General features: G+C 36.2%; 18 protein-coding genes. 12 read left to right on the top strand and 6 right to left on the bottom strand.

What is annotated here, in order from left to right; all coding sequences use genetic code 11:
• Positions 1-4: 4 nt before the first annotated feature.
• Positions 5-742, bottom strand: a complete 738-nt coding sequence (locus EGX96_RS04415; protein ID WP_001125581.1) for a GntR family transcriptional regulator — start codon at positions 740-742, stop codon at positions 5-7.
• A 157-nt stretch (positions 743-899) separates the two neighbouring features.
• Here EGX96_RS04415 and udp point away from each other — a divergent pair, with 157 nt between their 5' ends.
• The 5 genes from udp (at position 900) to EGX96_RS04390 (ending at position 6,691) form a co-directional block, all read left to right on the top strand.
• On the top strand, positions 900-1,679 hold the full coding sequence (gene udp, locus EGX96_RS04410; protein WP_001182060.1) for a uridine phosphorylase: 780 nt from the start codon (positions 900-902) through the stop codon (positions 1,677-1,679).
• 20 nt (positions 1,680-1,699) lie between these two features.
• A complete protein-coding gene (locus tag EGX96_RS04405) occupies positions 1,700-2,902 on the top strand; it encodes a NupC/NupG family nucleoside CNT transporter (protein ID WP_001159687.1) in 1,203 nt (400 codons plus the stop codon).
• A 29-nt stretch (positions 2,903-2,931) separates the two neighbouring features.
• On the top strand, positions 2,932-3,603 hold the full coding sequence (gene deoC, locus EGX96_RS04400; protein WP_000453154.1) for a deoxyribose-phosphate aldolase: 672 nt from the start codon (positions 2,932-2,934) through the stop codon (positions 3,601-3,603).
• Between the two features lie 66 nt (positions 3,604-3,669).
• Positions 3,670-4,881, top strand: a complete 1,212-nt coding sequence (locus tag EGX96_RS04395; protein WP_000077187.1) for a phosphopentomutase — start codon at positions 3,670-3,672, stop codon at positions 4,879-4,881.
• A gap of 169 nt (positions 4,882-5,050) precedes the next feature.
• Positions 5,051-6,691 carry a zinc ribbon domain-containing protein gene (locus tag EGX96_RS04390; RefSeq protein ID WP_000459236.1) on the top strand — a complete coding sequence of 547 codons (1,641 nt, stop codon included), beginning with the start codon at positions 5,051-5,053 and terminating at the stop codon, positions 6,689-6,691.
• Positions 6,692-6,715: 24 nt separating this feature from the next.
• On the opposite strand, the gene EGX96_RS04385 is transcribed toward EGX96_RS04390, so the two are convergent.
• Complete coding sequence (locus EGX96_RS04385) at positions 6,716-7,600, bottom strand: RluA family pseudouridine synthase (protein WP_000010476.1); 885 nt, start codon at positions 7,598-7,600, stop codon at positions 6,716-6,718.
• A gap of 43 nt (positions 7,601-7,643) precedes the next feature.
• On the opposite strand from EGX96_RS04385, the gene pbp2a reads away from it, so the two are divergent.
• The 5 genes from pbp2a (at position 7,644) to nusG (ending at position 13,639) form a co-directional block, all read left to right on the top strand.
• Positions 7,644-9,965 (top strand): penicillin-binding protein PBP2A, encoded by a 2,322-nt coding sequence (gene pbp2a / locus EGX96_RS04380; protein WP_000764800.1) that lies wholly within the window; start codon positions 7,644-7,646, stop codon positions 9,963-9,965.
• A 48-nt stretch (positions 9,966-10,013) separates the two neighbouring features.
• The gene (gene rpmG, locus EGX96_RS04375) at positions 10,014-10,166 is read left to right on the top strand and encodes a 50S ribosomal protein L33 (protein WP_000057521.1); all 153 of its coding nucleotides are present in this window, start codon (positions 10,014-10,016) and stop codon (positions 10,164-10,166) included.
• A gap of 35 nt (positions 10,167-10,201) precedes the next feature.
• Entirely contained in the window at positions 10,202-10,375 is a 174-nt protein-coding gene (secE, locus tag EGX96_RS04370; protein WP_000497678.1) for a preprotein translocase subunit SecE, read from the top strand.
• A 311-nt stretch (positions 10,376-10,686) separates the two neighbouring features.
• A complete protein-coding gene (locus EGX96_RS04365; protein ID WP_001063248.1) occupies positions 10,687-12,894 on the top strand; it encodes a YSIRK signal domain/LPXTG anchor domain surface protein in 2,208 nt (735 codons plus the stop codon).
• Between the two features lie 205 nt (positions 12,895-13,099).
• On the top strand, positions 13,100-13,639 hold the full coding sequence (gene nusG, locus EGX96_RS04360; protein WP_000887149.1) for a transcription termination/antitermination protein NusG: 540 nt from the start codon (positions 13,100-13,102) through the stop codon (positions 13,637-13,639).
• Between the two features lie 46 nt (positions 13,640-13,685).
• Here nusG and EGX96_RS04355 read toward each other — a convergent pair whose 3' ends face one another.
• Together EGX96_RS04355 and EGX96_RS04350 are read right to left on the bottom strand one after the other, a co-directional pair.
• Positions 13,686-14,891 carry a glycosyltransferase family 8 protein gene (locus EGX96_RS04355; RefSeq protein ID WP_000409544.1) on the bottom strand — a complete coding sequence of 402 codons (1,206 nt, stop codon included), beginning with the start codon at positions 14,889-14,891 and terminating at the stop codon, positions 13,686-13,688.
• Between the two features lie 64 nt (positions 14,892-14,955).
• Complete coding sequence (locus EGX96_RS04350; RefSeq protein ID WP_000222146.1) at positions 14,956-16,152, bottom strand: glycosyltransferase; 1,197 nt, start codon at positions 16,150-16,152, stop codon at positions 14,956-14,958.
• Positions 16,153-16,356: 204 nt separating this feature from the next.
• On the opposite strand from EGX96_RS04350, the gene EGX96_RS04345 reads away from it, so the two are divergent.
• Positions 16,357-17,202: a patatin-like phospholipase family protein gene (locus EGX96_RS04345; protein ID WP_000953624.1), complete on the top strand. Its 846-nt coding sequence runs from the start codon at positions 16,357-16,359 to the stop codon at positions 17,200-17,202.
• A gap of 42 nt (positions 17,203-17,244) precedes the next feature.
• Here EGX96_RS04345 and EGX96_RS04340 read toward each other — a convergent pair whose 3' ends face one another.
• Positions 17,245-18,492 carry an MFS transporter gene (locus tag EGX96_RS04340; protein WP_000074744.1) on the bottom strand — a complete coding sequence of 416 codons (1,248 nt, stop codon included), beginning with the start codon at positions 18,490-18,492 and terminating at the stop codon, positions 17,245-17,247.
• Positions 18,493-18,868: 376 nt separating this feature from the next.
• Between EGX96_RS04340 and leuS the strand changes: the two genes are divergently transcribed.
• Entirely contained in the window at positions 18,869-21,370 is a 2,502-nt protein-coding gene (gene leuS, locus EGX96_RS04335) for a leucine--tRNA ligase (protein ID WP_000145178.1), read from the top strand.
• Positions 21,371-21,456: 86 nt separating this feature from the next.
• Here leuS and EGX96_RS04330 read toward each other — a convergent pair whose 3' ends face one another.
• Complete coding sequence (locus EGX96_RS04330) at positions 21,457-22,065, bottom strand: hypothetical protein (protein ID WP_000903268.1); 609 nt, start codon at positions 22,063-22,065, stop codon at positions 21,457-21,459.
• Positions 22,066-22,153 lie beyond the last annotated feature (88 nt).

The following is a 22,153-nucleotide window of genomic DNA, read 5'->3' as shown; positions in this document are numbered from 1 at the left end:
CTCCTTAATGAGAGGTAATGGACAATTCAAAGTGCTCAATGGGAACGTAATGCTTATTACACATTAGTATTTTCTCTTGCTTAAAAATTGTTTCTTGTATTAATATGAATTGTCCATGATCGGATAGGGTATATTTAGTTGCTGAAAAATTGCCAGATGTCGCATATCCCAAATGGCTTTGTGAGTGGCTTGATATGCCTTCTTGATAGATACCTTCTTCAATGAAGTTTAACAACTGTTTAGTATCATGTAAAGAAATCTCAGCATCTGAAATAAGTTCGATAGGGATAAAAGAAAGTGTGTAAGCTAATGGTCCATCATCGGTGTGGTACCAACGATCAGCAATAACAACTACAGGGGTTTCTTGTTTAAGTGAAGCTGTGATAGCTTCTGCAGGAACCTCTACACGAAATTCTAATTCTACTTCTGTAATTTTGGAAGTTAGACAAGTTTTAATAGGGTGTTGTCTATTTTCGTAACCGTTTTCAGACAAGTTGCTAGAATTTTCTCTAATGAAATTACCTTTTCCTCTGATATTTTTAACCAAATGGTCTTCTTGTAATAGTGCTAATGACTTTCGTAAAGTAGCTCGACTAACATTAAGTTGCCCTGCTAATTCGGGTTCAGAAGGTAATTGCATTCCAGGAGAATAAGTACCGTCTTGAATCATGTTAAAAATCTTATTGTAGACTTGTACATGCTTTAGTTTATTTAGTTTATTATTTAGTTCATTTTTAGGCATTGTAACCTCCGTATACAAGTTAGTTTAATTGAAAAAATTAGAAAAATCAAGTTAAAAAATAAAACGTTTTCTTTCGATAAAAGCGTTTACAAAGGTTGTCTTGTATGTTATTATACAAGTGTAAAAAAATAGACAAGACATTAAGGAGGTCTTTATCATGCAGAATTATTCAGGTGAAGTCGGATTGCAATATCACCTACAGATTCGTCCAGGTGATGTAGGTCGTTATGTTATCATGCCAGGTGATCCAAAACGTTGTGCAAAAATTGCAGAACATTTTGATAATGCAGTTCTTGTAGCAGACAGCCGTGAATATGTTACTTATACAGGTACATTAAACGGTGAAAAAGTCAGTGTTACTTCAACTGGTATTGGTGGTCCATCAGCGTCTATTGCGATGGAAGAATTGAAACTCTGTGGCGCTGATACCTTTATCCGTGTTGGAACATGTGGTGGTATTGACCTTGATGTTAAAGGCGGAGACATCGTTATTGCAACTGGAGCTATCCGTATGGAAGGTACAAGTAAAGAATATGCTCCGATTGAATTTCCTGCTGTAGCTGACTTGGAGGTAACGAATGCTCTAGTTAATGCAGCTAAAAAGCTTGGTTACACAAGTCACGCAGGAGTAGTTCAATGTAAAGATGCATTTTATGGACAACATGAGCCAGAACGTATGCCAGTTAGTTATGAATTATTAAATAAATGGGAAGCATGGAAACGTCTGGGAACAAAAGCGTCTGAAATGGAATCTGCAGCTCTTTTTGTAGCAGCAAGTCATCTAGGAGTTCGTTGTGGATCAGATTTCCTTGTTGTTGGTAATCAAGAACGCAACGCTTTGGGTATGGATAACCCAATGGCTCATGACACAGAAGCAGCTATTCAAGTTGCTGTTGAAGCACTCCGCACACTTATTGAAAATGATAAATCACAATAAGCGAGGTTTTGGAAGTCATCATGCAATTTATTTATAGTATTATTGGTATTTTATTGGTATTAGGAATTGTGTATGCAATTTCTTTCAATCGTAAGAGTGTTTCTCTAAGTTTAATTGGAAAAGCTCTTATCGTTCAATTCATTATTGCGCTAATCTTAGTACGTATCCCACTAGGTCAACAAGTTGTTAGTGTTGTTTCAACTGGAGTTACTAAAGTAATCAACTGTGGTCAAGCTGGATTAAATTTTGTGTTTGGTTCATTAGCAGATAGTGGAGCAAAAACTGGTTTTATTTTCGCCATTCAAACGCTTGGCAATATTGTTTTCTTATCTGCCCTAGTTAGTCTACTTTATTATGTAGGAATCCTTGGATTTGTAGTAAAATGGATAGGTAAGGGCGTTGGTAAAATTATGAAATCCTCAGAGGTTGAGAGTTTTGTTGCCGTAGCTAATATGTTTCTTGGTCAAACAGACAGTCCAATTTTGGTTAGCAAATACCTAGGTCGTATGACTGATAGTGAGATAATGGTTGTGTTGGTATCAGGTATGGGAAGTATGTCAGTTTCTATTCTTGGTGGCTACATTGCATTAGGCATTCCAATGGAATATCTCTTGATTGCTTCAACAATGGTTCCTATTGGCAGTATTCTCATTGCTAAAATCTTATTGCCTCAAACAGAACCTGTTCAAAAAATTGATGACATTAAGATGGATAATAAAGGTAATAACGCCAATGTGATTGATGCAATCGCTGAGGGTGCAAGCACAGGTGCACAAATGGCTTTCTCAATTGGTGCTAGTTTGATTGCCTTTGTTGGTTTAGTTTCTTTGATTAATATGATGTTAAGTGGATTGGGAATCCGCTTAGAACAAATCTTCTCATATGTTTTTGCTCCATTTGGTTTTCTTATGGGATTTGACCACAAAAACATTCTTCTAGAAGGAAACCTTCTTGGAAGTAAGTTGATTTTAAATGAGTTTGTTTCGTTCCAACAATTGGGTGACCTAATCAAATCTTTAGATTATCGTACAGCATTGGTAGCAACTATTTCACTTTGTGGTTTTGCTAATTTATCAAGTTTAGGTATTTGTGTTTCAGGTATTGCTGTTCTTTGTCCAGAGAAACGTGGCACCCTAGCTCGACTTGTTTTCCGTGCAATGATTGGTGGTATTGCTGTAAGTATGCTTAGCGCCTTTATCGTCGGTATTGTAACTCTATTCTAAAAGTTGACAAAAGAAAGAAGGATAGTAACGTGGAAGTAAAAGATATTTTAAAAACGGTAGACCATACTTTGCTAGCAACAACAGCAACATGGCCAGAAATCCAAACAATTTTAGATGATGCAATGGCTTATGAAACAGCTTCAGCATGTATTCCAGCCTCTTACGTCAAAAAAGCAGCAGAGTACGTTTCAGGTAAATTAGCTATTTGTACTGTTATTGGGTTCCCAAATGGCTATAGTACAACTGCAGCGAAGGTTTTTGAATGTCAAGATGCTATTAAAAATGGTGCTGATGAAATTGACATGGTCATTAATTTGACAGATGTTAAAAATGGGGATTTTGATACTGTTGAAGAAGAAATTCGTCAAATCAAGGCTGCATGTCAAGACCATATCTTAAAAGTTATCGTTGAGACATGTCAATTAACTAAAGAAGAACTTATCGAACTTTGTGGGGTTGTCACACGTTCAGGTGCAGACTTTATTAAAACCTCTACTGGTTTTTCGACAGCAGGTGCTACATTTGAAGATGTTGAAGTGATGGCAAAATATGTCGGCGAAGGTGTTAAAATTAAGGCAGCAGGTGGAATCTCATCATTGGAAGATGCTGAAAAATTTATTGCTTTAGGAGCTTCACGCTTGGGTACTAGCCGTATCATCAAGATTGTTAAGAACCAAAAAGTTGAAGAAGGCACTTATTAAATAATATAAAGGAAATAGGAAGGATGCTGGTCTGACTTCCTATTTTCAATTGATAAAGGAGAAGTTATGTCACAATTTGATCGCATTCACTTAGTTGTCTTAGATTCAGTGGGTATTGGAGCGGCACCAGATGCCAATGATTTTGTCAATGCAGGAGTTCCTGATGGTGCTTCAGACACGCTTGGCCACATTTCAAAAACAGTTGGACTTGCGGTGCCAAACATGGCTAAAATTGGACTTGGTAATATTCCTCGTCCCCAAGCGCTTAAGACCGTCCCTGCAGAAGAAAATCCAAGTGGCTACGCGACGAAGTTACAAGAAGTATCACTTGGTAAAGATACAATGACAGGGCATTGGGAGATCATGGGCTTAAATATTACAGAGCCATTTGATACTTTCTGGAATGGTTTTCCAGAAGATATTATCACAAAGATTGAGGATTTTTCAGGACGTAAAGTTATTCGTGAAGCGAATAAACCTTATTCAGGAACAGCTGTTATTGATGACTTCGGACCACGCCAAATGGAAACTGGTGAGCTCATCATCTATACCTCAGCTGATCCAGTCCTACAAATTGCAGCTCATGAGGATATCATTCCTCTAGAAGAACTCTACCGTATTTGTGAATATGCTCGTAGTATCACAATGGAGCGTCCAGCTCTCCTTGGTCGTATTATCGCTCGTCCATATGTAGGTGAACCAGGTAACTTTACGCGTACAGCCAACCGTCACGACTATGCAGTATCACCATTTGAAGATACCGTATTAAATAAACTAGATCAAGCTGGCATCGATACTTATGCTGTTGGTAAAATCAATGATATTTTCAATGGTTCAGGCATTAATCATGATATGGGACATAACAAATCAAATAGTCATGGTATTGATACTTTGATAAAAACAATGGGGTTATCAGAGTTTGAAAAAGGCTTCTCCTTTACTAATTTGGTTGACTTTGATGCTCTCTATGGTCACCGTCGTGATCCTCATGGTTATCGTGATTGTCTTCATGAGTTTGATGAGCGTCTTCCAGAGATCATTTCAGCAATGCGTGACAAAGACTTACTTTTGATCACTGCCGATCATGGTAATGACCCAACTTATGCAGGTACAGACCATACAAGAGAATACATTCCTCTCTTAGCCTATAGCCCATCCTTCACAGGAAACGGACTTATCCCAGTAGGGCATTTCGCAGATATTTCAGCAACAGTTGCGGATAACTTTGGTGTTGATACTGCGATGATTGGAGAAAGCTTCTTGCAGGACTTAGTATAATCATAGACAAAAATTTTAGAGGTTGAAATCGGATTATGGTTTCAATCCTTTTTTCGTTTTGTTATAATAGAAAAATAGCGGTTACAAGTACAAATACAGCTGTTTTATCAGTGTTGTAACTTTTCTTTAAGCAATTTACTTTAATATAAAGTGAATGAGAGGATAAGGTATGTTTGATTTTTTTAAGAAAAAAGTTGTTAAAGTGTGCTTAGTTATTTTTGGTATAGTTTTAGTATCACTTCTGAGTCTAGGATTCTTTTATTTTTCAAAGGGACAAGTACTTAGTCGTTTTGTAGCAGCACGTTCTCGTACGTCAGGTCAAGCGTTTGATAATATTAAAGAATACATGGTTTGGTCAGATACGGGAGAATCTATCACAAATGATGAGGCCAATTACGCTAATTTTGAGCCCTTGTCTAAAAGTGAGGCGCGTAAATTAGGGCAGGAAATAAAAGAAGGAAACAAAAATGATTCAATGTATCTAAAGCGTGTAGGTAGTCGCTTAGGTATATTCCCTGATTATCGTATTGCTAATAAGCCTATGTCTTTGACCTTGAAAACCAATGTTCCTAAATTGGATGTTTTGTTGAATCAAAAAAAGGTCGCGACAAGCAATTCAGATCATTTTTCAGTAACGGTGGAACGTTTACCTAGAACCCATTATACTGCTAGCCTTGAAGGGACTAGTGACGGAAAAGAGATTAAACTCAAAAAAGATTATGATGGTAAAAACCAAACTATTGATTTATCGGTCGCTTTTAAATCTTTTACAGTAACAAGTAATCTTATGGATGGTAATCTTTATTTTGGTGATAATCGTATTGCTAAATTAAAAGATGGTAGCCATTCCGTAGAGAATTATCCAGTGACTGATGGTTCAAAAGCTTATATCAAAAAGGTTTTTAATGATGGTGAGATAACCTCTCATAAACAAAAATTAATCTCTATCGCTGATAATCAGACAATCAAATTAGATGTTGATGGTTTATTAAATGAAAAAGAAGCTGGACAGAAATTGATAACTGCTTTCAATCAATTGATACTTTATGTATCAACTGGGCAAGACCCTCAGACTTTAGGAACAGTTTTTGAAAAAGGTGCCGAAAATGATTTTTACAAAGGATTGAAAGAAAGTATTAAAGCAAAATTTGTAACTGATAATCGTAAAGCGAGCCATTTCACTATTCCTAATATTGTCCTTAATAAAATGACACAGGTTGGGAAAGAAAGTTATCAAGTTAATTTTGCTGCCGATTATGATTTTAATTATGATAAATCAACAGATCCTGATAAGAAAACATATGGCCACATTATTCAGAATTTAACTGGTAATTTTATTATGAAAAAATCGGGAAATAGTTACCTTATTTCTAATGATGGTAAAAAAGATATCACAGTAGCTAAGGAAACTAATAAAGTTAAGGCTGATCCCGTTTCCATTTTTCCAGAGAACCTTGTAGGAAGTTGGAAAGGTGAAGTTGAGGACGGTACAGTAACGATGACTTTTGATAAGGATGGTAAAGTTACTCAGAAAAAAGTTTACAAGGATAGTAAATCTAAGGAAAGTAACCATTCTGCTAAAGTTACGAAGTTGGAGGATAAGGGAAATGGGCTCTACCTTTATCAATATGAATCAGGTACTGATACTACAACTTTTGTAACAGGAGGTATCGGTGGTCTTAAAGTTAAATACGCCTATGGAATAAAAATTGAAGGGAATAAGATCATCCCAGTGATCTGGCAGACATCTAGTGATGGAGAATTTGATTACCATAAACCACTACTCAGTAAGCCATTAACTAAGCAATAATGATTAAAAGGAGTTGGATAATTATTATCCAACTCCTTTTTTATAATTGTTTAAAATCTTCTCGAAAGTAGATGAAGGGGCCTCTACGCTAATAGTTTCGCAAGTTAATGGATGAGATAGAGTCAATCGGTGAGCGTGTAGCATTAACCTTTCATTATTAGAAGAAGGGTTGTAGAGGGGGTCTCCTATTAAGGGATGTCCATGATGAGATAAGTGAACGCGAATTTGATGGGTTCTTCCGGTTTCCAGTCGGCATTTTATGAGACTACTATTTTGGATATACTTCAAAACGTCAATGATTGTCATAGCATGTTGACCGTTTTTAGAATCAATGATTCGTTTACGTCTGTCATGACGGTTCCGTCCAATTTTGTCTCTCAAAACTTGATGCTTAGGTGAAAATTTTCCTTCAACTAAAGCCCAATATTCACGCCAAATTTCTTTTCGTTCTAAGCGTTGATTGATAAGGGGAAGTATAAATGGATTTTTAGCAAATAAAACAGCTCCACTGGTCTCCATATCTAGGCGATGAACAACATAGCATGTTTGTCCAGAATAGGCAGATACATGATTTAACAGTGCTATTTCATTTGGTTGGTTACCGTGAGTTTTCATACCTTCAGGTTTATTAACGATAATAAGATGTTCATCCTCATAAAGACAATCAATAAGCTCTGCTCTGCCCAGAGGAATTTTTTTAGTAGGGTAATCCTCATCATCAAAGATTAAGGTAATAGTATCGTTTTCTTGGACGACAGTTTGCCAATTAATAAATTCATTGTTTATAAGTACATGTTTTTTAACACGCAAAAAATGTCTAATCTTACGTGGAATCAAAAAATAATCTTCAAGGAGTTCTTTAACGGTATGTTCACCGTATGGATTTCTAATTTTTAATGAAAATGACATGGTTTTATTATAGCATTTTATTGAAAATTGATATAATAAGTCTATGAAATTATTTGATAAGTTTATAGACTTATTTCGTGTTGATGAAGACAACGACGAAATGACAAGAAAAAATGAACAAGAAACTAGAGAAGAAACTAGCAATTTGGATGGCGAAGAAGTCTATGATATTGATGATATTACCCGACCTAGTAAATCCCAGTATCAGCGAGGCATTCGTCACCAAAAGGAAAATGCTAAATCTCGACCTGAATGGCTACAAAAAGTTGATCGTTACCTCCCTTCTCCTAAAAATCCTATCCGTCGTTTTTGGCGGCGCTATCGTATTGGGAAGTTGCTTTTTATCGCCTTAATGGCTTTTATTCTTATATTTGGTAGCTATCTTTTTTATCTTTCTAAAACTGCTACAGTTAGTGATTTACAGAGTGCTCTAAAAACAACCACCACCATTTATGATAAGAATAAAGAATATGCTGGAAAACTTTCGGGACAAAAGGGAACTTATGTAGAGTTAAATGCTATTTCTGATCATCTCAAAAATGCTGTTATAGCAACTGAAGATAGAACTTTTTATGAAAATAATGGTGTAAACTTTAAGCGATTTTTTTTGGCAGTAGCTACACTTGGGAAATTTGGCGGAGGCTCAACTATTACCCAGCAATTAGCAAAAAATGCTTACTTGTCACAGGACCAAACGATTAAACGCAAGGCGCGTGAATTCTTTTTAGCGCTAGAATTGACTAAGAAATATAGCAAGGCTGAGATTCTGACCATGTATTTTAATAACTCTTATTTTGGTAATGGTGTTTGGGGTGTGGAAGATGCTAGTAGGAAATATTTTGGAACCAGTGCTGCTAATTTGACAGTAGATGAGGCTGCTACACTTGCTGGAATGCTTAAAGGACCAGAAGTTTATAATCCTTATTATTCTGTTGAAAATGCAACTAACCGAAGAGATACTGTTTTGGCAGCGATGGTTGATGCAGGTAAACTAACCAAGTCTCAAGCTAAAGAAGCTGCTTCAATTGGTATGAAAAATAGATTAGCAGATACCTATGCTGGTAAAATTAATGATTACAGGTACCCATCCTATTTTGATGCTGTTGTCAATGAAGCCATTGATACTTATGGTATTTCAGAAAAAGATATTGTCAATAATGGCTATAAGATTTACACTGCATTAGATCAAAATTATCAATCAGGAATGCAAAAAACATTTGATGATACTAGCCTCTTCCCTGTATCTGACTATGATGGTCAATCTGCCCAAGGTGCTAGCGTAGCTTTAGATCCAAAAACTGGTGGTGTAAGAGGTTTAGTTGGACGTGTTCAAAGTACTAAAGATGCACAGTTTAGAAGTTTTAACTACGCGACTCAATCAAAGAGAAGTCCAGCCTCAACCATAAAACCTTTAGTTGTTTATTCACCAGCTATTGCTTCAGGATGGTCAATAGATAAAGAACTTCCTAATAAAGTTCAAGATTTTCATGGTTATAAACCAAGTAACTATGGTGGGATTGAGACTGAAAGTATCCCGATGTATCAAGCACTAGCTAATTCTTATAATATTCCTGCTGTTTATACTTTAGACAAACTAGGAATCAATAAAGCCTTTACTTATGGCAGGAAGTTTGGTCTAAATATGTCATCAGCAAACAAAGAGCTAGGAGTGGCGCTAGGTGGAAGTGTAACCACTAATCCTTTAGAAATGGCACAATCTTACTCAACTTTTGCAAATGACGGTATAATGCATCGCGCTCATTTGATTACTCGAATTGAGACAGCTAATGGAAAATTAGTAAAGCAATTTACAGATAAGCCTAAGCGAGTTATTAGTCGCTCAGTGGCTAGTAAAATGACTAGTATGATGTTAGGAACATTCTCAAATGGTACAGCTATTAATGCCAATGTTTATGGTTATACAATGGCAGGTAAAACTGGAACAACCGAAACAGATTTTAACCCCAATTTATCTGGAGACCAGTGGGTAGTCGGCTATACGCCTGATGTCGTTATTAGTCAATGGGTTGGCTTTAAGAACACAGATAAACACCATTATTTGACAGATTCTAGTGCAGGTACAGCTTCAAATATATTTAGCACGCAAGCTTCATATATACTACCGTATACTAAGGGGTCTAGTTTTACTCATATTGAGAATGCTTATTTCCAAAACGGTATTGGTTCAGTTTATAATGCACAAGATGCTAGTAATACAACGAACCAAGAATCACGCTCAATTATTAATGATTTAAAAGATTCGGCAAGTAAGGCTGCACAAGATATTTCTAGAGCGGTGGAAGATTCAAATTTCCAAGAGAAGGTAAAAGATGCTTGGAATAGTCTAAAGGACTACTTTAGATAGCTTGCAGGATTATACAAATCATGTTAAAATAGCACTTATGGAGGCGTTATGGCACAAAAGAAAGCAAGCCTAGCGTGTACAGAATGCGGAAGCCGAAATTACTCAATCGGAGTAAGTAGCACCCCCAAGCCAACACGACTAGAAGTAAATAAATTTTGTAAATATTGTAAGAAGTATACAATACACAAAGAAACGCGTTGATATAGCGTAACAAACTGCAAAAAGGAGAACTGATAATGTTTGTCAAAGGGATTTTTCAAGTATTGCGTGACACTACTTGGCCAAATCGAAAACAACGTTGGAAAGATTTTATTTCCATCTTGGAATACACTGTATTTTTCACAATCGTTATCTACATCTTTGACAAACTGTTAGCCGCAGGAGTCATGGACTTGATTAATCGATTTTAATAATAGATTATTTTAGATAGAAACAACCCAAACCCTTAGATTTTACTAAGGGTTTTTTGTGTGGAAAATAACATATATATCCGATTAAATTATAAAAAAATAATCTTTTGATTATTTTTACTAGATTGTTGAGCAAAAAAACATTAAAAAAAAGATGTTTATTTTAATAAAATGTAAATAAATTAAAGAAAAGTGTTGAAATAAAAAACTCCAAGTTATATAATTAGTTAAGGAACTCAAATTAAATTAAAATAAACGTGGTCCTATCCTAATAAATTAGGATTTTCAACTAACTATATAAAGGAGCGAATATGAATAATAACGAAAAAAAAGTAAAATACTTTTTAAGAAAAACAGCTTATGGTTTGGCCTCAATGTCAGCAGCGTTTGCTGTATGTAGTGGTATTGTACACGCGGATACTAGTTCAGGAATATCGGCTTCAATTCCTCATAAGAAACAAGTTAATTTAGGGGCGGTTACTCTGAAGAATTTGATTTCTAAATATCGTGGTAATGACAAAGCTATTGCTATACTTTTAAGTAGAGTAAATGATTTTAATAGAGCATCACAGGATACACTTCCACAATTAATTAATAGTACTGAAGCAGAAATTAGAAATATTTTATATCAAGGACAAATTGGTAAGCAAAATAAACCAAGTGTAACTACACATGCTAAAGTTAGTGATCAAGAACTAGGTAAGCAGTCAAGACGTTCTCAAGATATCATTAAGTCATTAGGTTTCCTTTCATCAGACCAAAAAGATATTTTAGTTAAATCTATTAGCTCTTCAAAAGATTCGCAACTTATTCTTAAATTTGTAACTCAAGCCACGCAACTGAATAATGCTGAATCAACAAAAGCTAAGCAAATGGCTCAAAATGACGTGGCCTTAATAAAAAATATAAGCCCCGAAGTCTTAGAAGAATATAAAGAAAAAATTCAAAGAGCTAGCACTAAGAGTCAAGTTGATGAGTTTGTAGCAGAAGCTAAAAAAGTTGTTAATTCCAATAAAGAAACGTTGGTAAATCAGGCCAATGGTAAAAAGCAAGAAATTGCTAAGTTAGAAAATTTATCTAACGATGAAATGTTGAGATATAATACTGCAATTGATAATGTAGTGAAACAGTATAATGAAGGTAAGCTCAATATTACTGCTGCAATGAATGCTTTAAATAGTATTAAGCAAGCAGCACAGGAAGTTGCCCAGAAAAACTTACAAAAGCAGTATGCTAAAAAAATTGAAAGAATAAGTTCAAAAGGATTAGCGTTATCTAAAAAGGCTAAAGAAATTTATGAAAAGCATAAAAGTATTTTGCCTACACCTGGATATTATGCAGACTCTGTGGGAACTTATTTGAATAGGTTTAGAGATAAACAAACTTTCGGAAATAGGAGTGTTTGGACTGGTCAAAGTGGACTTGATGAAGCAAAAAAAATGCTTGATGAAGTCAAAAAGCTTTTAAAAGAACTTCAAGACCTTACCAGAGGTACTAAAGAAGATAAAAAACCAGACGTTAAGCCAGAAGCCAAACCAGAGGCCAAACCAAATATTCAAGTACCTAAACAAGCACCTACAGAAGCTGCAAAACCAGCTTTGTCACCAGAAGCCTTGACAAGATTGACTACATGGTATAATCAAGCTAAAGATCTGCTTAAAGATGATCAAGTAAAGGACAAATACGTAGATATACTTGCAGTTCAAAAAGCTGTTGACCAAGCTTATGATCATGTGGAAGAGGGAAAATTTATTACCACTGATCAAGCAAATCAATTAGCTAACAAGCTACGTGATGCTTTACAAAGTTTAGAATTAAAAGATAAAAAAGTAGCCAAACCAGAAGCCAAACCAGAGGCCAAACCAGACGTTAAGCCAGAGGCCAAACCAGACGTTAAGCCAGAAGCTAAGCCAGACGTTAAACCAGAAGCTAAGCCAGACGTTAAACCAGAAGCTAAGCCAGACGTTAAACCAGAAGCTAAGCCAGACGTTAAACCAAAGGCCAAACCAGACGTTAAGCCAGAAGCTAAGCCAGACGTTAAACCAGACGTTAAACCAGACGTTAAGCCAGAGGCCAAACCAGAGGATAAGCCAGACGTTAAACCAGACGTTAAGCCAGAAGCTAAACCAGACGTTAAGCCAGAGGCCAAACCAGAAGCTAAGCCAGAAGCTAAGCCAGAAGCTAAGCCAGAGGCCAAACCAGAAGCTAAGCCAGACGTTAAGCCAGAAGCTAAACCAGACGTTAAACCAGAGGCTAAGCCAGAAGCTAAACCAGAGGCTAAGTCAGAAGCTAAACCAGAGGCTAAGCTAGAAGCTAAACCAGAGGCCAAACCAGCAACCAAAAAATCGGTTAATACTAGCGGAAACTTGGCGGCTAAAAAAGCTATTGAAAACAAAAAGTATAGTAAAAAATTACCATCAACGGGTGAAGCCGCAAGTCCACTCTTAGCAATTGTATCACTAATTGTTATGTTAAGTGCAGGTCTTATTACGATAGTTTTAAAGCATAAAAAAAATTAAATTTATTTTTAAACATAAACCGAAAGGTCTATCCTTTCAAAATCTTAAGGCAAACCTCATCAGAACTTTGCCTTTTTTATTTGAATTTTAGAATGATTTAGTCGGTACTTTAATTGACAGCTTATTTTATTTTCTTTATAATATATATTGAAAATAGCAGTCCAATAAGCCGTAAAAGGCTTTTTTATTAAGGAAAGGAAAACTTATGTTAGATTCTTTTGATAAGGGTTGGTTTGTACTCCAAACCTACTCAGGTTATGAAAATAAAGTAAAGGAAAATCTCTTGCAACGTGCGCAAACTTATAATATGTTAGACAACATTTTGCGTGTGGAAATCCCTACTCAAACTGTAAATGTTGAGAAAAATGGGAAAACAAAAGAAATTGAAGAAAATCGCTTCCCGGGTTATGTACTTGTGGAAATGGTAATGACTGATGAAGCCTGGTTTGTTGTTCGTAATACTCCAAACGTTACTGGATTTGTTGGATCACACGGCAATCGCTCTAAACCAACACCGTTGTTAGAAGAAGAGATTCGTTCAATACTCATCTCAATGGGACAAACCGTTGATGTCTTTGATACTAATATCAAGGAAGGTGATGTTGTTCAAATCATTGATGGTGCTTTCATCGGACAAGAAGGACGTGTAGTTGAGATTGAGAATAACAAAGTTAAATTAATGATCAACATGTTCGGCTCAGAAACACAAGCAGAACTTGAGTTGTACCAAGTTGCAGAATTATAAAACTTCTGAAAAATCCATCTTAAAATAAAGATGGATTTTTGTTAATTTATAATTGATTTAGGTTTAATTCGTTAATTAAAACAACCATATTATCAATAGAATTATGATTAACGATATGTTTGGTTATATTCTCTTGATGAGACGTGTTGTTGAAAGAATAAATTGGCTTTTGTTTCAAATGAACTCTTTGTAAAATATTACCTACTTCTGGACCATGATTAATATCAAGGTATGCAGTGGCTAATGTTATTAATTTTTCAATTCTTGCCTCAATTAATTCAGGGTAAACTAGGACATTTGGATATTGTTCTAGTTTGCTAAGTTTATTTGACACTGTTGTGTAGGCACCAATATGGAATTGAACAGTAGGACATCTACAAATTAGCGATTCAATGTGTTCTAAATTATCGGAAGATGTAAGAGTGAAAAGATGAATATCTGAAACAGAAAGCAATTCCATGGACTTTTCGTAAGAAATCACTTTTCTTTGCTTGCCGGTTAATTGGCAAAAATCAAGTTGGAAGTAATACCACCATAGTTCTCTAAACCTTGCAACGCTATTTTCATTCCAAGGTTTGTCACTAGTTAAAAAATGTATAATATTAGGAGTTCTATTTTCTATGTTTAGATATAAATAAGATCGATGATTATAGCGGCTAACGACATCATAAGTTTGAAAGTTCCATGTTTTGTTCAGAGATAACCAACGATTATGGCAAACAATGTTCAAGATACTTTGATCCCCTGTTTTGACAACTCGGTGGAGTTCTTCAGCTGTTTTTAGTAATGTTTTAGTGAGCCCATCTTCCCGCCATAGTTCTAGATTAGCTAAAAGCATGCCAGCATTAAACCCTCCTTCTTCATTTTTATGGGGATCTTTGACGGCTGCTAAGTAATAACCTTTAAAATCTAGTTCAAATAAGTAATCAAGATTAGTGTTAACGATAATATCTGAATCTAAATAAAGTACACGTGAACTAGGTATATAATCTGCTAAAAATAATCTAAACCATGTACTAACAGTTAGAAAAGTCGTTAGATGAGCAATATCATAGTTATATATTTTAACATTAATCAGTTTTGATCCTAGAGGCTCTAGTTTCCTGTTTATATTACGTACCCATTCAACTGGGGTATCTTGATTGAATAAATAAAAAGTTATATTTCTATTATAAACACAAATAGACTTTATTGTTACTAAGGCTTTATCCAAGTAGTTTGAATCAACTGCAAGTGCAACTGCTTTTTCCATTTAAATTCTCCTAGTTAAGTGTTTAGAATAATGTTGGGTATATAGTGAATGGATGCCAATTTTTTTATATAGACTGAAGATAATTAATTAAATCATCGATAGATGCAAAAACTGTTTCTGGAACAAGCTGGCTATTGCATTCTCTTGTAGTAAGAATTGGTTTTTCAGATTGTGACATTTTCTGTAGAATGCCCTCCATTTTTCCAAAAACATTAATATCAAGATAAATATCAGCTTCTGCTAATAATTTATCAATAATAGGTGGAGTGTAAGTTTTATGAAGGCGGATATTTTCAAAAGCTAATAGGCTTATAAGAATGTCAGACATAACTGTTGGTGCTGCAATGTGAAATAGACAATCTGGAAGGGCAGTGACTAATTCTGAGATAGATGGTATACAATCAGAAGTTGTAACAATAAGGAAATTGAGACGATAATTTTGTGTTTTAATTGGGTGGTCTAAACCAAATACTTTTTTACTAGATATGATACTTGACCATTCAAGTAAATTATAGTGCCACCATACCTCACGGAGTCTCATATTTGATAATGTTTGCCAAGGTTTGATTCCCGAAATGTAGTGAATAATTTTTGGGAGTGGGGTAATTGGGATGTCAAAAATAAATTTATGCCCATCGATAGCAGCTCCCATATCAAAACCAATTTGAAAATTGTAGGTATCATCTAAATAAATTACCTGATTTTCAAACATGCGATTAAGAATTGTTTGATCCCCTTCGTTGGCATTCTCAATTTCCTTTTGATTTTTTTCAATTAATTTAATAGTCATATTTTCTTGTCGCCAACGTTGGTTGTTAATTACCATTACTCCAGCATTAAACCCATATCCAAGCCCAAAAAGAGCTGGAACTGCAGCTAAATATGCATTGTCTAGTGAAATTTGAAAGAGGTTATCTAAATTAGTAGTAACAACTAAGTCAGAGTCAAGATATAAAACTGTATCAGCTGAGATGTACTGAGGTATGAAATAACGAGCATAGGTCATATAATTAATATGATTAAGCTTTTTATTTTCCCATTTTGGGGATAAGTGATCATGGAAGAGCTTTACATCCTGAATTTGATTTCCAGTTTGTCCAACCCTATCTTTCATAGCTAAAAACCATTCTTGAGGAATATCTTGATTAAAAATAAAAATTGAGAGATTCTCATGATAGACACAGAGAGATTTTAATGTGGTTTCAATTTGTCTAATGTAGGAATAATCACCAGCCAAAACAACTGTTTTTTGATAAGTCATAAAAAATCCTTTATTTATATTAGTTAGATATAGTAAATATAAATTTAAAAACTATTAGTATTATTCTATCATAGGTGAGTGTGATTCAGAAATTATTATTAAATTAATTATGGAGTTTATATAGTACAACATATTCTTTTTCAGAAAAAACAGCTATATTTTGCTATACTTTAATCAAATATCAATATTAGAAAGTGATTGCCTATGTTGTCTGTTGGTTTAGTTTTAGAGGGTGGCGGAATGAGAGGTCTTTATACTGCTGGAGTTTTAGATGCTTTTCTAGATGCAGGAATAAAAATAGATGGTATCGTATCTGTCTCTGCTGGTGCATTGTTTGGTGTTAATTTTGTATCTAGACAACGAGAGAGGGCTTTGCGATACAATAAAAAGTATTTATCCCACCCTAAATATATGAGTCTAAGGTCATGGTTTCGAACAGGGAATTTTGTTAATAAAGATTTCACCTATTATGAAGTTCCTATGAAATTGGATGTATTTGACGATGAAGCATTTAAAAAATCAAGTATTGATTTTTACGTAGTTGCTACAGAGATGACATCTGGTAAACCTGAATATTTTAAAATTGATAGTGTTTTTGAACAAATGGAAATTTTACGTGCTAGTTCAGCATTACCAGTAGTCTCAAAGATGGTTGATTGGCAGGGGAAAAAGTACTTAGATGGTGGTTTATCTGATAGTATTCCCGTTGATTTTGCCCGTGGTTTAGGATTTGACAAGTTGATTGTTGTGATGACTAGGCCGCTCAATTATCAGAAAAAGCCTTCAAGTGGACGATTGTATAAAACTCTGTATAGGAAATATCCTAATTTTGTAAAGACAGCCTCGAATCGGTACCAACAGTATAATAATAGTCTTGAAAAGGTCATGAGCCTTGAAAAAACAGGCGATCTATTTGCAATTAGACCGAGTAAGAGCTTGGTTATTGGCCGCTTAGAGAAGAATCCGGATAAACTTGATAGTATTTATCAGCTTGGTATGAAAGATGCTAAAAGTGTGATGCCTGAGCTGAATAGTTATCTAATGAAATAAAGAAAACAGTATTTCTCAATTGAGGAATACTGTTTTGTAATATCAGTCAGTTGGTTTGACATCTAATTGTGTTAAATTAGTGTGATATTTTTGACGTTTTAATTGCTTAATGCTTAGCATTGATAAAAAACTAACGATATAGAGACTTGCTAAGAAAAGCATGACCATAGAGACATTTGAAACGTCTAGAATCATTCCGATGATAACAGATGAAAAGCCACCTATTGCACGACCAACATTTAAGATAAGATTGTTAGCTGTTGAACGAATATGATGTGGATAGAGACGTGTAATCATGGCACCATAGCCTGCAAACATACCATTAACAAAGAATCCGACAACTGCCCCGCCTATAATCATAGAAGGCATTGTTGTTGCGAATTGAAAGAGATAGACACAAATTGCAGATGATAGAAGGAAACACCCGTATACTAAACGCGGTCCAAATTTATCTAACAATTGACCAAATACTAGCATGCCAAGGCACATTCCAAGAATGGTTGCAATCATCCATAATGATGAATTCTTGACAGAAACGTTTAAGTTGGTTTGGATAATAGTTGGTAACCAGTTCATCATGCCAAAGTATCCGGCAATCTGAACAGTTGTCATAACCATTAGTGCTAGGCTCTGTGTGGCTAATACAGGAGTATCAAATAAAGCTTTTATACTGATATCTAGAGGTTCATCATCTGCGTCTGTATTATATTGATCTAAGATATCTTTATCATCAACAGCAAATTGCATCCATAGGACGAGAACTATAGGGAGAAGGCCAAAGAGAAAAAGTCCCCGCCAACCGAGTGCTGGAGCTAGCCATCCTGCTAAGAGTGCTGAGCTAATAGATCCAACTTGACCAGCGATACCATTTAGTGAAGAAATCCGGCCCATTTTATTAGTTGGGACAATTCCTGCCATAATGGCAATAGCGATACCATATTCGCCACCAACGCCAATTCCTGCAATGAAGCGCATGATATAGAGATATGATAAATTAGTAGTGAAGAAAACTAAACCAGTTGCGATTGAAAAGATTAGAATCGTCCATTTGAAAACTTTAAATTTATTGTAGCGATCAGCTAATAAACCAAAGATTAGTCCTCCCACGAGCATTCCCAAGTTGGTAATTGTCCCAATCCAACCAGCCTGTGCCGCAGATAAATGAAGATCAGTAATGATAGTTGACATAGAAAATGCAAGGAACATGATATTTAAATCATCGGTTCCGGATGCGACAATGGCAGCGATTAGGGCGCGCCAATTATTCTTATTGATATTTAATGGTGACATAAGTCTCCTCCTTTAATGATGGCTCACAGACCACCGTTATTAAATACTGTCAATAGAAAAAATTCTAAAACAGAGATGTCATAGCTGCTTCAACTCATTATAATGTAAAAGAAAAAACTCAAGCTGCTACCCTTGAGTTCTATAAACGCTCGCAAAAATAGTAGGATTTCTGTATAGAATCCTATTTTGGTCGCTTATATGTCTCACAGGACACGGTTAAAGCATTATGTCATTTGGAAATAGTATAGAGTAAGTTTAGTTTATTGTCAAGGATAAGTGGGGAGAGAACCTGCTGTTGAGGGTATTTTCACCTTTTTTATTGCTATTTTTCGTGTTATAATAAGAAGACTATACTTTTTTGACATGGAGAAGTGCGATGACATTCTATAATCACAAAGAAATCGAACCCAAATGGCAAGCTTTTTGGGCAGATAATCATACCTTTAAAACAGGAACAGACGCATCAAAACCTAAGTTTTATGCCCTAGATATGTTCCCATACCCATCTGGAGCTGGTCTCCACGTTGGTCACCCAGAAGGCTATACAGCAACGGATATTCTCAGCCGTTTCAAACGTGCCCAAGGTCACAATGTCCTCCACCCAATGGGTTGGGATGCTTTTGGACTTCCTGCTGAGCAGTACGCTATGGATACTGGTAATGACCCAGCTGAGTTTACAGCTGAAAACATCGCTAACTTCAAACGCCAGATTAATGCTCTTGGTTTCTCATACGACTGGGATCGTGAAGTTAACACAACTGACCCTAACTACTACAAGTGGACACAGTGGATCTTTACCAAGCTTTATGAAAAAGGTCTAGCTTACGAAGCTGAAGTTCCAGTTAACTGGGTTGAAGAATTGGGAACAGCTATCGCCAACGAAGAGGTTCTTCCAGATGGTACATCAGAACGTGGTGGCTACCCAGTTGTCAGAAAACCAATGCGCCAATGGATGCTCAAAATCACTGCCTATGCAGAGCGCTTGCTGGAAGACTTGGAAGAAGTTGACTGGCCAGAGTCAATCAAGGACATGCAACGCAACTGGATTGGTAAATCAACTGGTGCTAATGTAACCTTCAAGGTTAAGGATACAGATAAGGACTTCACTGTCTTTACAACACGTCCTGACACCCTTTTTGGTGCGACTTACGCAGTTCTTGCTCCTGAGCATGCCTTGGTTGATGCTATTACAACAGCTGACCAAGCAGAAGCCGTTGCCGAATACAAACGTCAAGCGAGTCTCAAATCAGACCTTGCTCGTACAGACCTTGCCAAAGAAAAAACTGGTGTCTGGACAGGTGCCTATGCCATTAACCCAGTTAATGGTAAAGAAATTCCAGTTTGGATTGCGGACTATGTCCTTGCTAGCTACGGTACAGGTGCTATCATGGCAGTTCCAGCTCACGATGAACGTGACTGGGAATTCGCAAAACAATTCAACCTAGACATCATTCCAGTTCTTGAAGGTGGGAATGTTGAAGAGGCTGCCTTTACAGAAGACGGTCTTCACATCAACTCAGACTTCCTAGATGGTCTCGACAAAGCGGCAGCTATTGCCAAAATGGTCGAGTGGCTTGAAGCAGAAGGTGTTGGTAATGAGAAAGTTACTTACCGTCTTCGTGACTGGCTCTTCAGCCGTCAGCGTTACTGGGGTGAGCCAATCCCAATCATCCACTGGGAAGATGGAACATCAACTGCGGTTCCTGAGAGCGAATTGCCACTAGTTCTTCCAGTTACTAAGGATATCCGTCCTTCAGGTACTGGTGAGAGCCCACTTGCTAACTTGACAGACTGGTTGGAAGTCACTCGTGAAGATGGCGTTAAAGGTCGTCGTGAGACCAACACCATGCCACAATGGGCAGGTTCAAGCTGGTACTATCTCCGCTACATCGATCCACACAACACTGAAAAACTAGCTGACGAGGAACTCCTCAAACAATGGTTGCCAGTTGATATCTATGTCGGTGGTGCAGAGCATGCCGTGCTTCACCTTCTCTATGCTCGCTTCTGGCACAAGGTTCTTTATGATCTCGGTGTCGTACCTACCAAAGAGCCATTCCAAAAACTCTTTAACCAAGGGATGATTTTGGGAACAAGCTACCGCGACAGCCGTGGTGCTCTTGTGGCAACTGACAAGGTTGAAAAACGTGATGGCAGCTTCTTCCATGTGGAAACTGGTGAAGAGCTTGAACAAGCACCTGCTAAGATGTCTAAATCACTTAAGAACGTTGTCAATCCAGATGATGTTGTTGAGCAGTACGGTGCTGACACCCTTCGTGTTTACGAGATGTTCATGGGACCACTCGATGCTTCAATCGCTTGGTCTGAAGAAGGTCTTGAAGGCTCACGTAAGTTCTTGGACCGTGTTTACCGTTTGATCACGACTAAAGAGATCACTGAGGAAAATAGCGGAGCTCTTGACAAGGTTTACAACGAAACTGTTAAGGCAGTTACTGAGCAAGTTGACCAAATGAAATTCAACACAGCTATCGCTCAACTCATGGTCTTTGTCAATGCAGCCAACAAGGAAGACAAACTCTTTAGCGACTATGCCAAAGGCTTTGTTCAATTGATTGCACCATTCGCACCGCACTTAGGTGAAGAACTCTGGCAAGTCTTGACAGCCTCAGGACAGTCAATCTCTTACGTGCCATGGCCAAGCTATGACGAAAGCAAATTGGTTGAAAACGAAATCGAAATCGTTGTCCAAATCAAAGGTAAGGTCAAAGCTAAACTCGTCGTTGCTAAAGACCTTTCACGCGAAGAATTGCAAGATCTTGCTCTTGCTAACGAAAAAGTCCAAGCCGAAATCGCAGGCAAAGACATCATCAAAGTCATCGCAGTACCAAACAAACTCGTTAATATTGTGGTGAAATAAGATAAAGATTTTACTAGAAATAGTGATATTTACGCGTATAAAATCCCAAAAGTTTAACTTTTGGGATTTTTCTATTTTTAGCTAAATCAGTCAGCTCGTACTGTTTTTTTAGCATAGTAAGTTTTTAATACCTCTTTTGTAATACCATGTTTTTGATAGATTTTTTCTATTTTTGACGTTAATATTTTTAGTTCTTTATTTTGGTTTTCAATAGAGTTATCAAATTTTTGATAGCGGTCGTTCAACCTTGTCTCAAGGTAAGCACGTTGTTCAAAATATAATTTTAATCTATCTTTTTCGTTAGTGGATAGGTTTGTCTTATCAATCAATTTTTTGACTTCACTTGTGCTATCCCATGTTTGATTATCAATAGAAGTATAGAATTTAGTTAGTAGACGTTTATTTTGCTTCTCTAGTTGGTTGATATCTTTGTTAATATACAATTCAATAACTTTTAAATCTTTTGCTTTTTTGACTTCAATATGTCGTTGGATATGGTCGATTTTAGCGTAGAGAGGAGCAGCTTCTTTATCTGCAACTTTTAACTTATGTTCAATAGTTTTTTGACTCATATGAACAGTTGATGTTTTTTGTGATTGTTCAGCCGTTACATGATTTGGTTGTAAACTCGTATATGTTGCTAAAGAGAGAACGGCAATAAGCGATAAGGAATGTATTTTTTTAGAATGTAACATATAAAAACTCACTTTCTTTTAGAATAACTTTTTGATCTATAGGTATTATAGGTTAAAAAAGCAATAACTTCTTTGAATTTTTGTAGGA

The sequence above is a fragment of the Streptococcus sp. FDAARGOS_520 genome (assembly GCF_003812685.1).
GTDB classification, from domain to species: domain Bacteria; phylum Bacillota; class Bacilli; order Lactobacillales; family Streptococcaceae; genus Streptococcus; species Streptococcus agalactiae.
This window is presented reverse-complemented; position numbering and strand designations above follow the sequence as displayed.

Bases quoted from the DNA above. Each gene is read 5' to 3' on its own strand.
- EGX96_RS04415 (WP_001125581.1), bottom strand. From the start codon at position 742: ATGCCTAAAAATGAACTAAATAATAAACTAAATAAACTAAAGCATGTA.
- udp (WP_001182060.1), top strand. From the start codon at position 900: ATGCAGAATTATTCAGGTGAAGTCGGATTGCAATATCACCTACAGATT.
- EGX96_RS04405 (WP_001159687.1), top strand. From the start codon at position 1,700: ATGCAATTTATTTATAGTATTATTGGTATTTTATTGGTATTAGGAATT.
- EGX96_RS04395 (WP_000077187.1), top strand. From the start codon at position 3,670: ATGTCACAATTTGATCGCATTCACTTAGTTGTCTTAGATTCAGTGGGT.
- EGX96_RS04390 (WP_000459236.1), top strand. From the start codon at position 5,051: ATGTTTGATTTTTTTAAGAAAAAAGTTGTTAAAGTGTGCTTAGTTATT.
- EGX96_RS04385 (WP_000010476.1), bottom strand. From the start codon at position 7,600: ATGTCATTTTCATTAAAAATTAGAAATCCATACGGTGAACATACCGTT.
- pbp2a (WP_000764800.1), top strand. From the start codon at position 7,644: ATGAAATTATTTGATAAGTTTATAGACTTATTTCGTGTTGATGAAGAC.
- rpmG (WP_000057521.1), top strand. From the start codon at position 10,014: ATGGCACAAAAGAAAGCAAGCCTAGCGTGTACAGAATGCGGAAGCCGA.
- secE (WP_000497678.1), top strand. From the start codon at position 10,202: ATGTTTGTCAAAGGGATTTTTCAAGTATTGCGTGACACTACTTGGCCA.
- EGX96_RS04365 (WP_001063248.1), top strand. From the start codon at position 10,687: ATGAATAATAACGAAAAAAAAGTAAAATACTTTTTAAGAAAAACAGCT.
- nusG (WP_000887149.1), top strand. From the start codon at position 13,100: ATGTTAGATTCTTTTGATAAGGGTTGGTTTGTACTCCAAACCTACTCA.
- EGX96_RS04355 (WP_000409544.1), bottom strand. From the start codon at position 14,891: ATGGAAAAAGCAGTTGCACTTGCAGTTGATTCAAACTACTTGGATAAA.
- EGX96_RS04350 (WP_000222146.1), bottom strand. From the start codon at position 16,152: ATGACTTATCAAAAAACAGTTGTTTTGGCTGGTGATTATTCCTACATT.
- EGX96_RS04345 (WP_000953624.1), top strand. From the start codon at position 16,357: ATGTTGTCTGTTGGTTTAGTTTTAGAGGGTGGCGGAATGAGAGGTCTT.
- EGX96_RS04340 (WP_000074744.1), bottom strand. From the start codon at position 18,492: ATGTCACCATTAAATATCAATAAGAATAATTGGCGCGCCCTAATCGCT.
- leuS (WP_000145178.1), top strand. From the start codon at position 18,869: ATGACATTCTATAATCACAAAGAAATCGAACCCAAATGGCAAGCTTTT.
- EGX96_RS04330 (WP_000903268.1), bottom strand. From the start codon at position 22,065: ATGTTACATTCTAAAAAAATACATTCCTTATCGCTTATTGCCGTTCTC.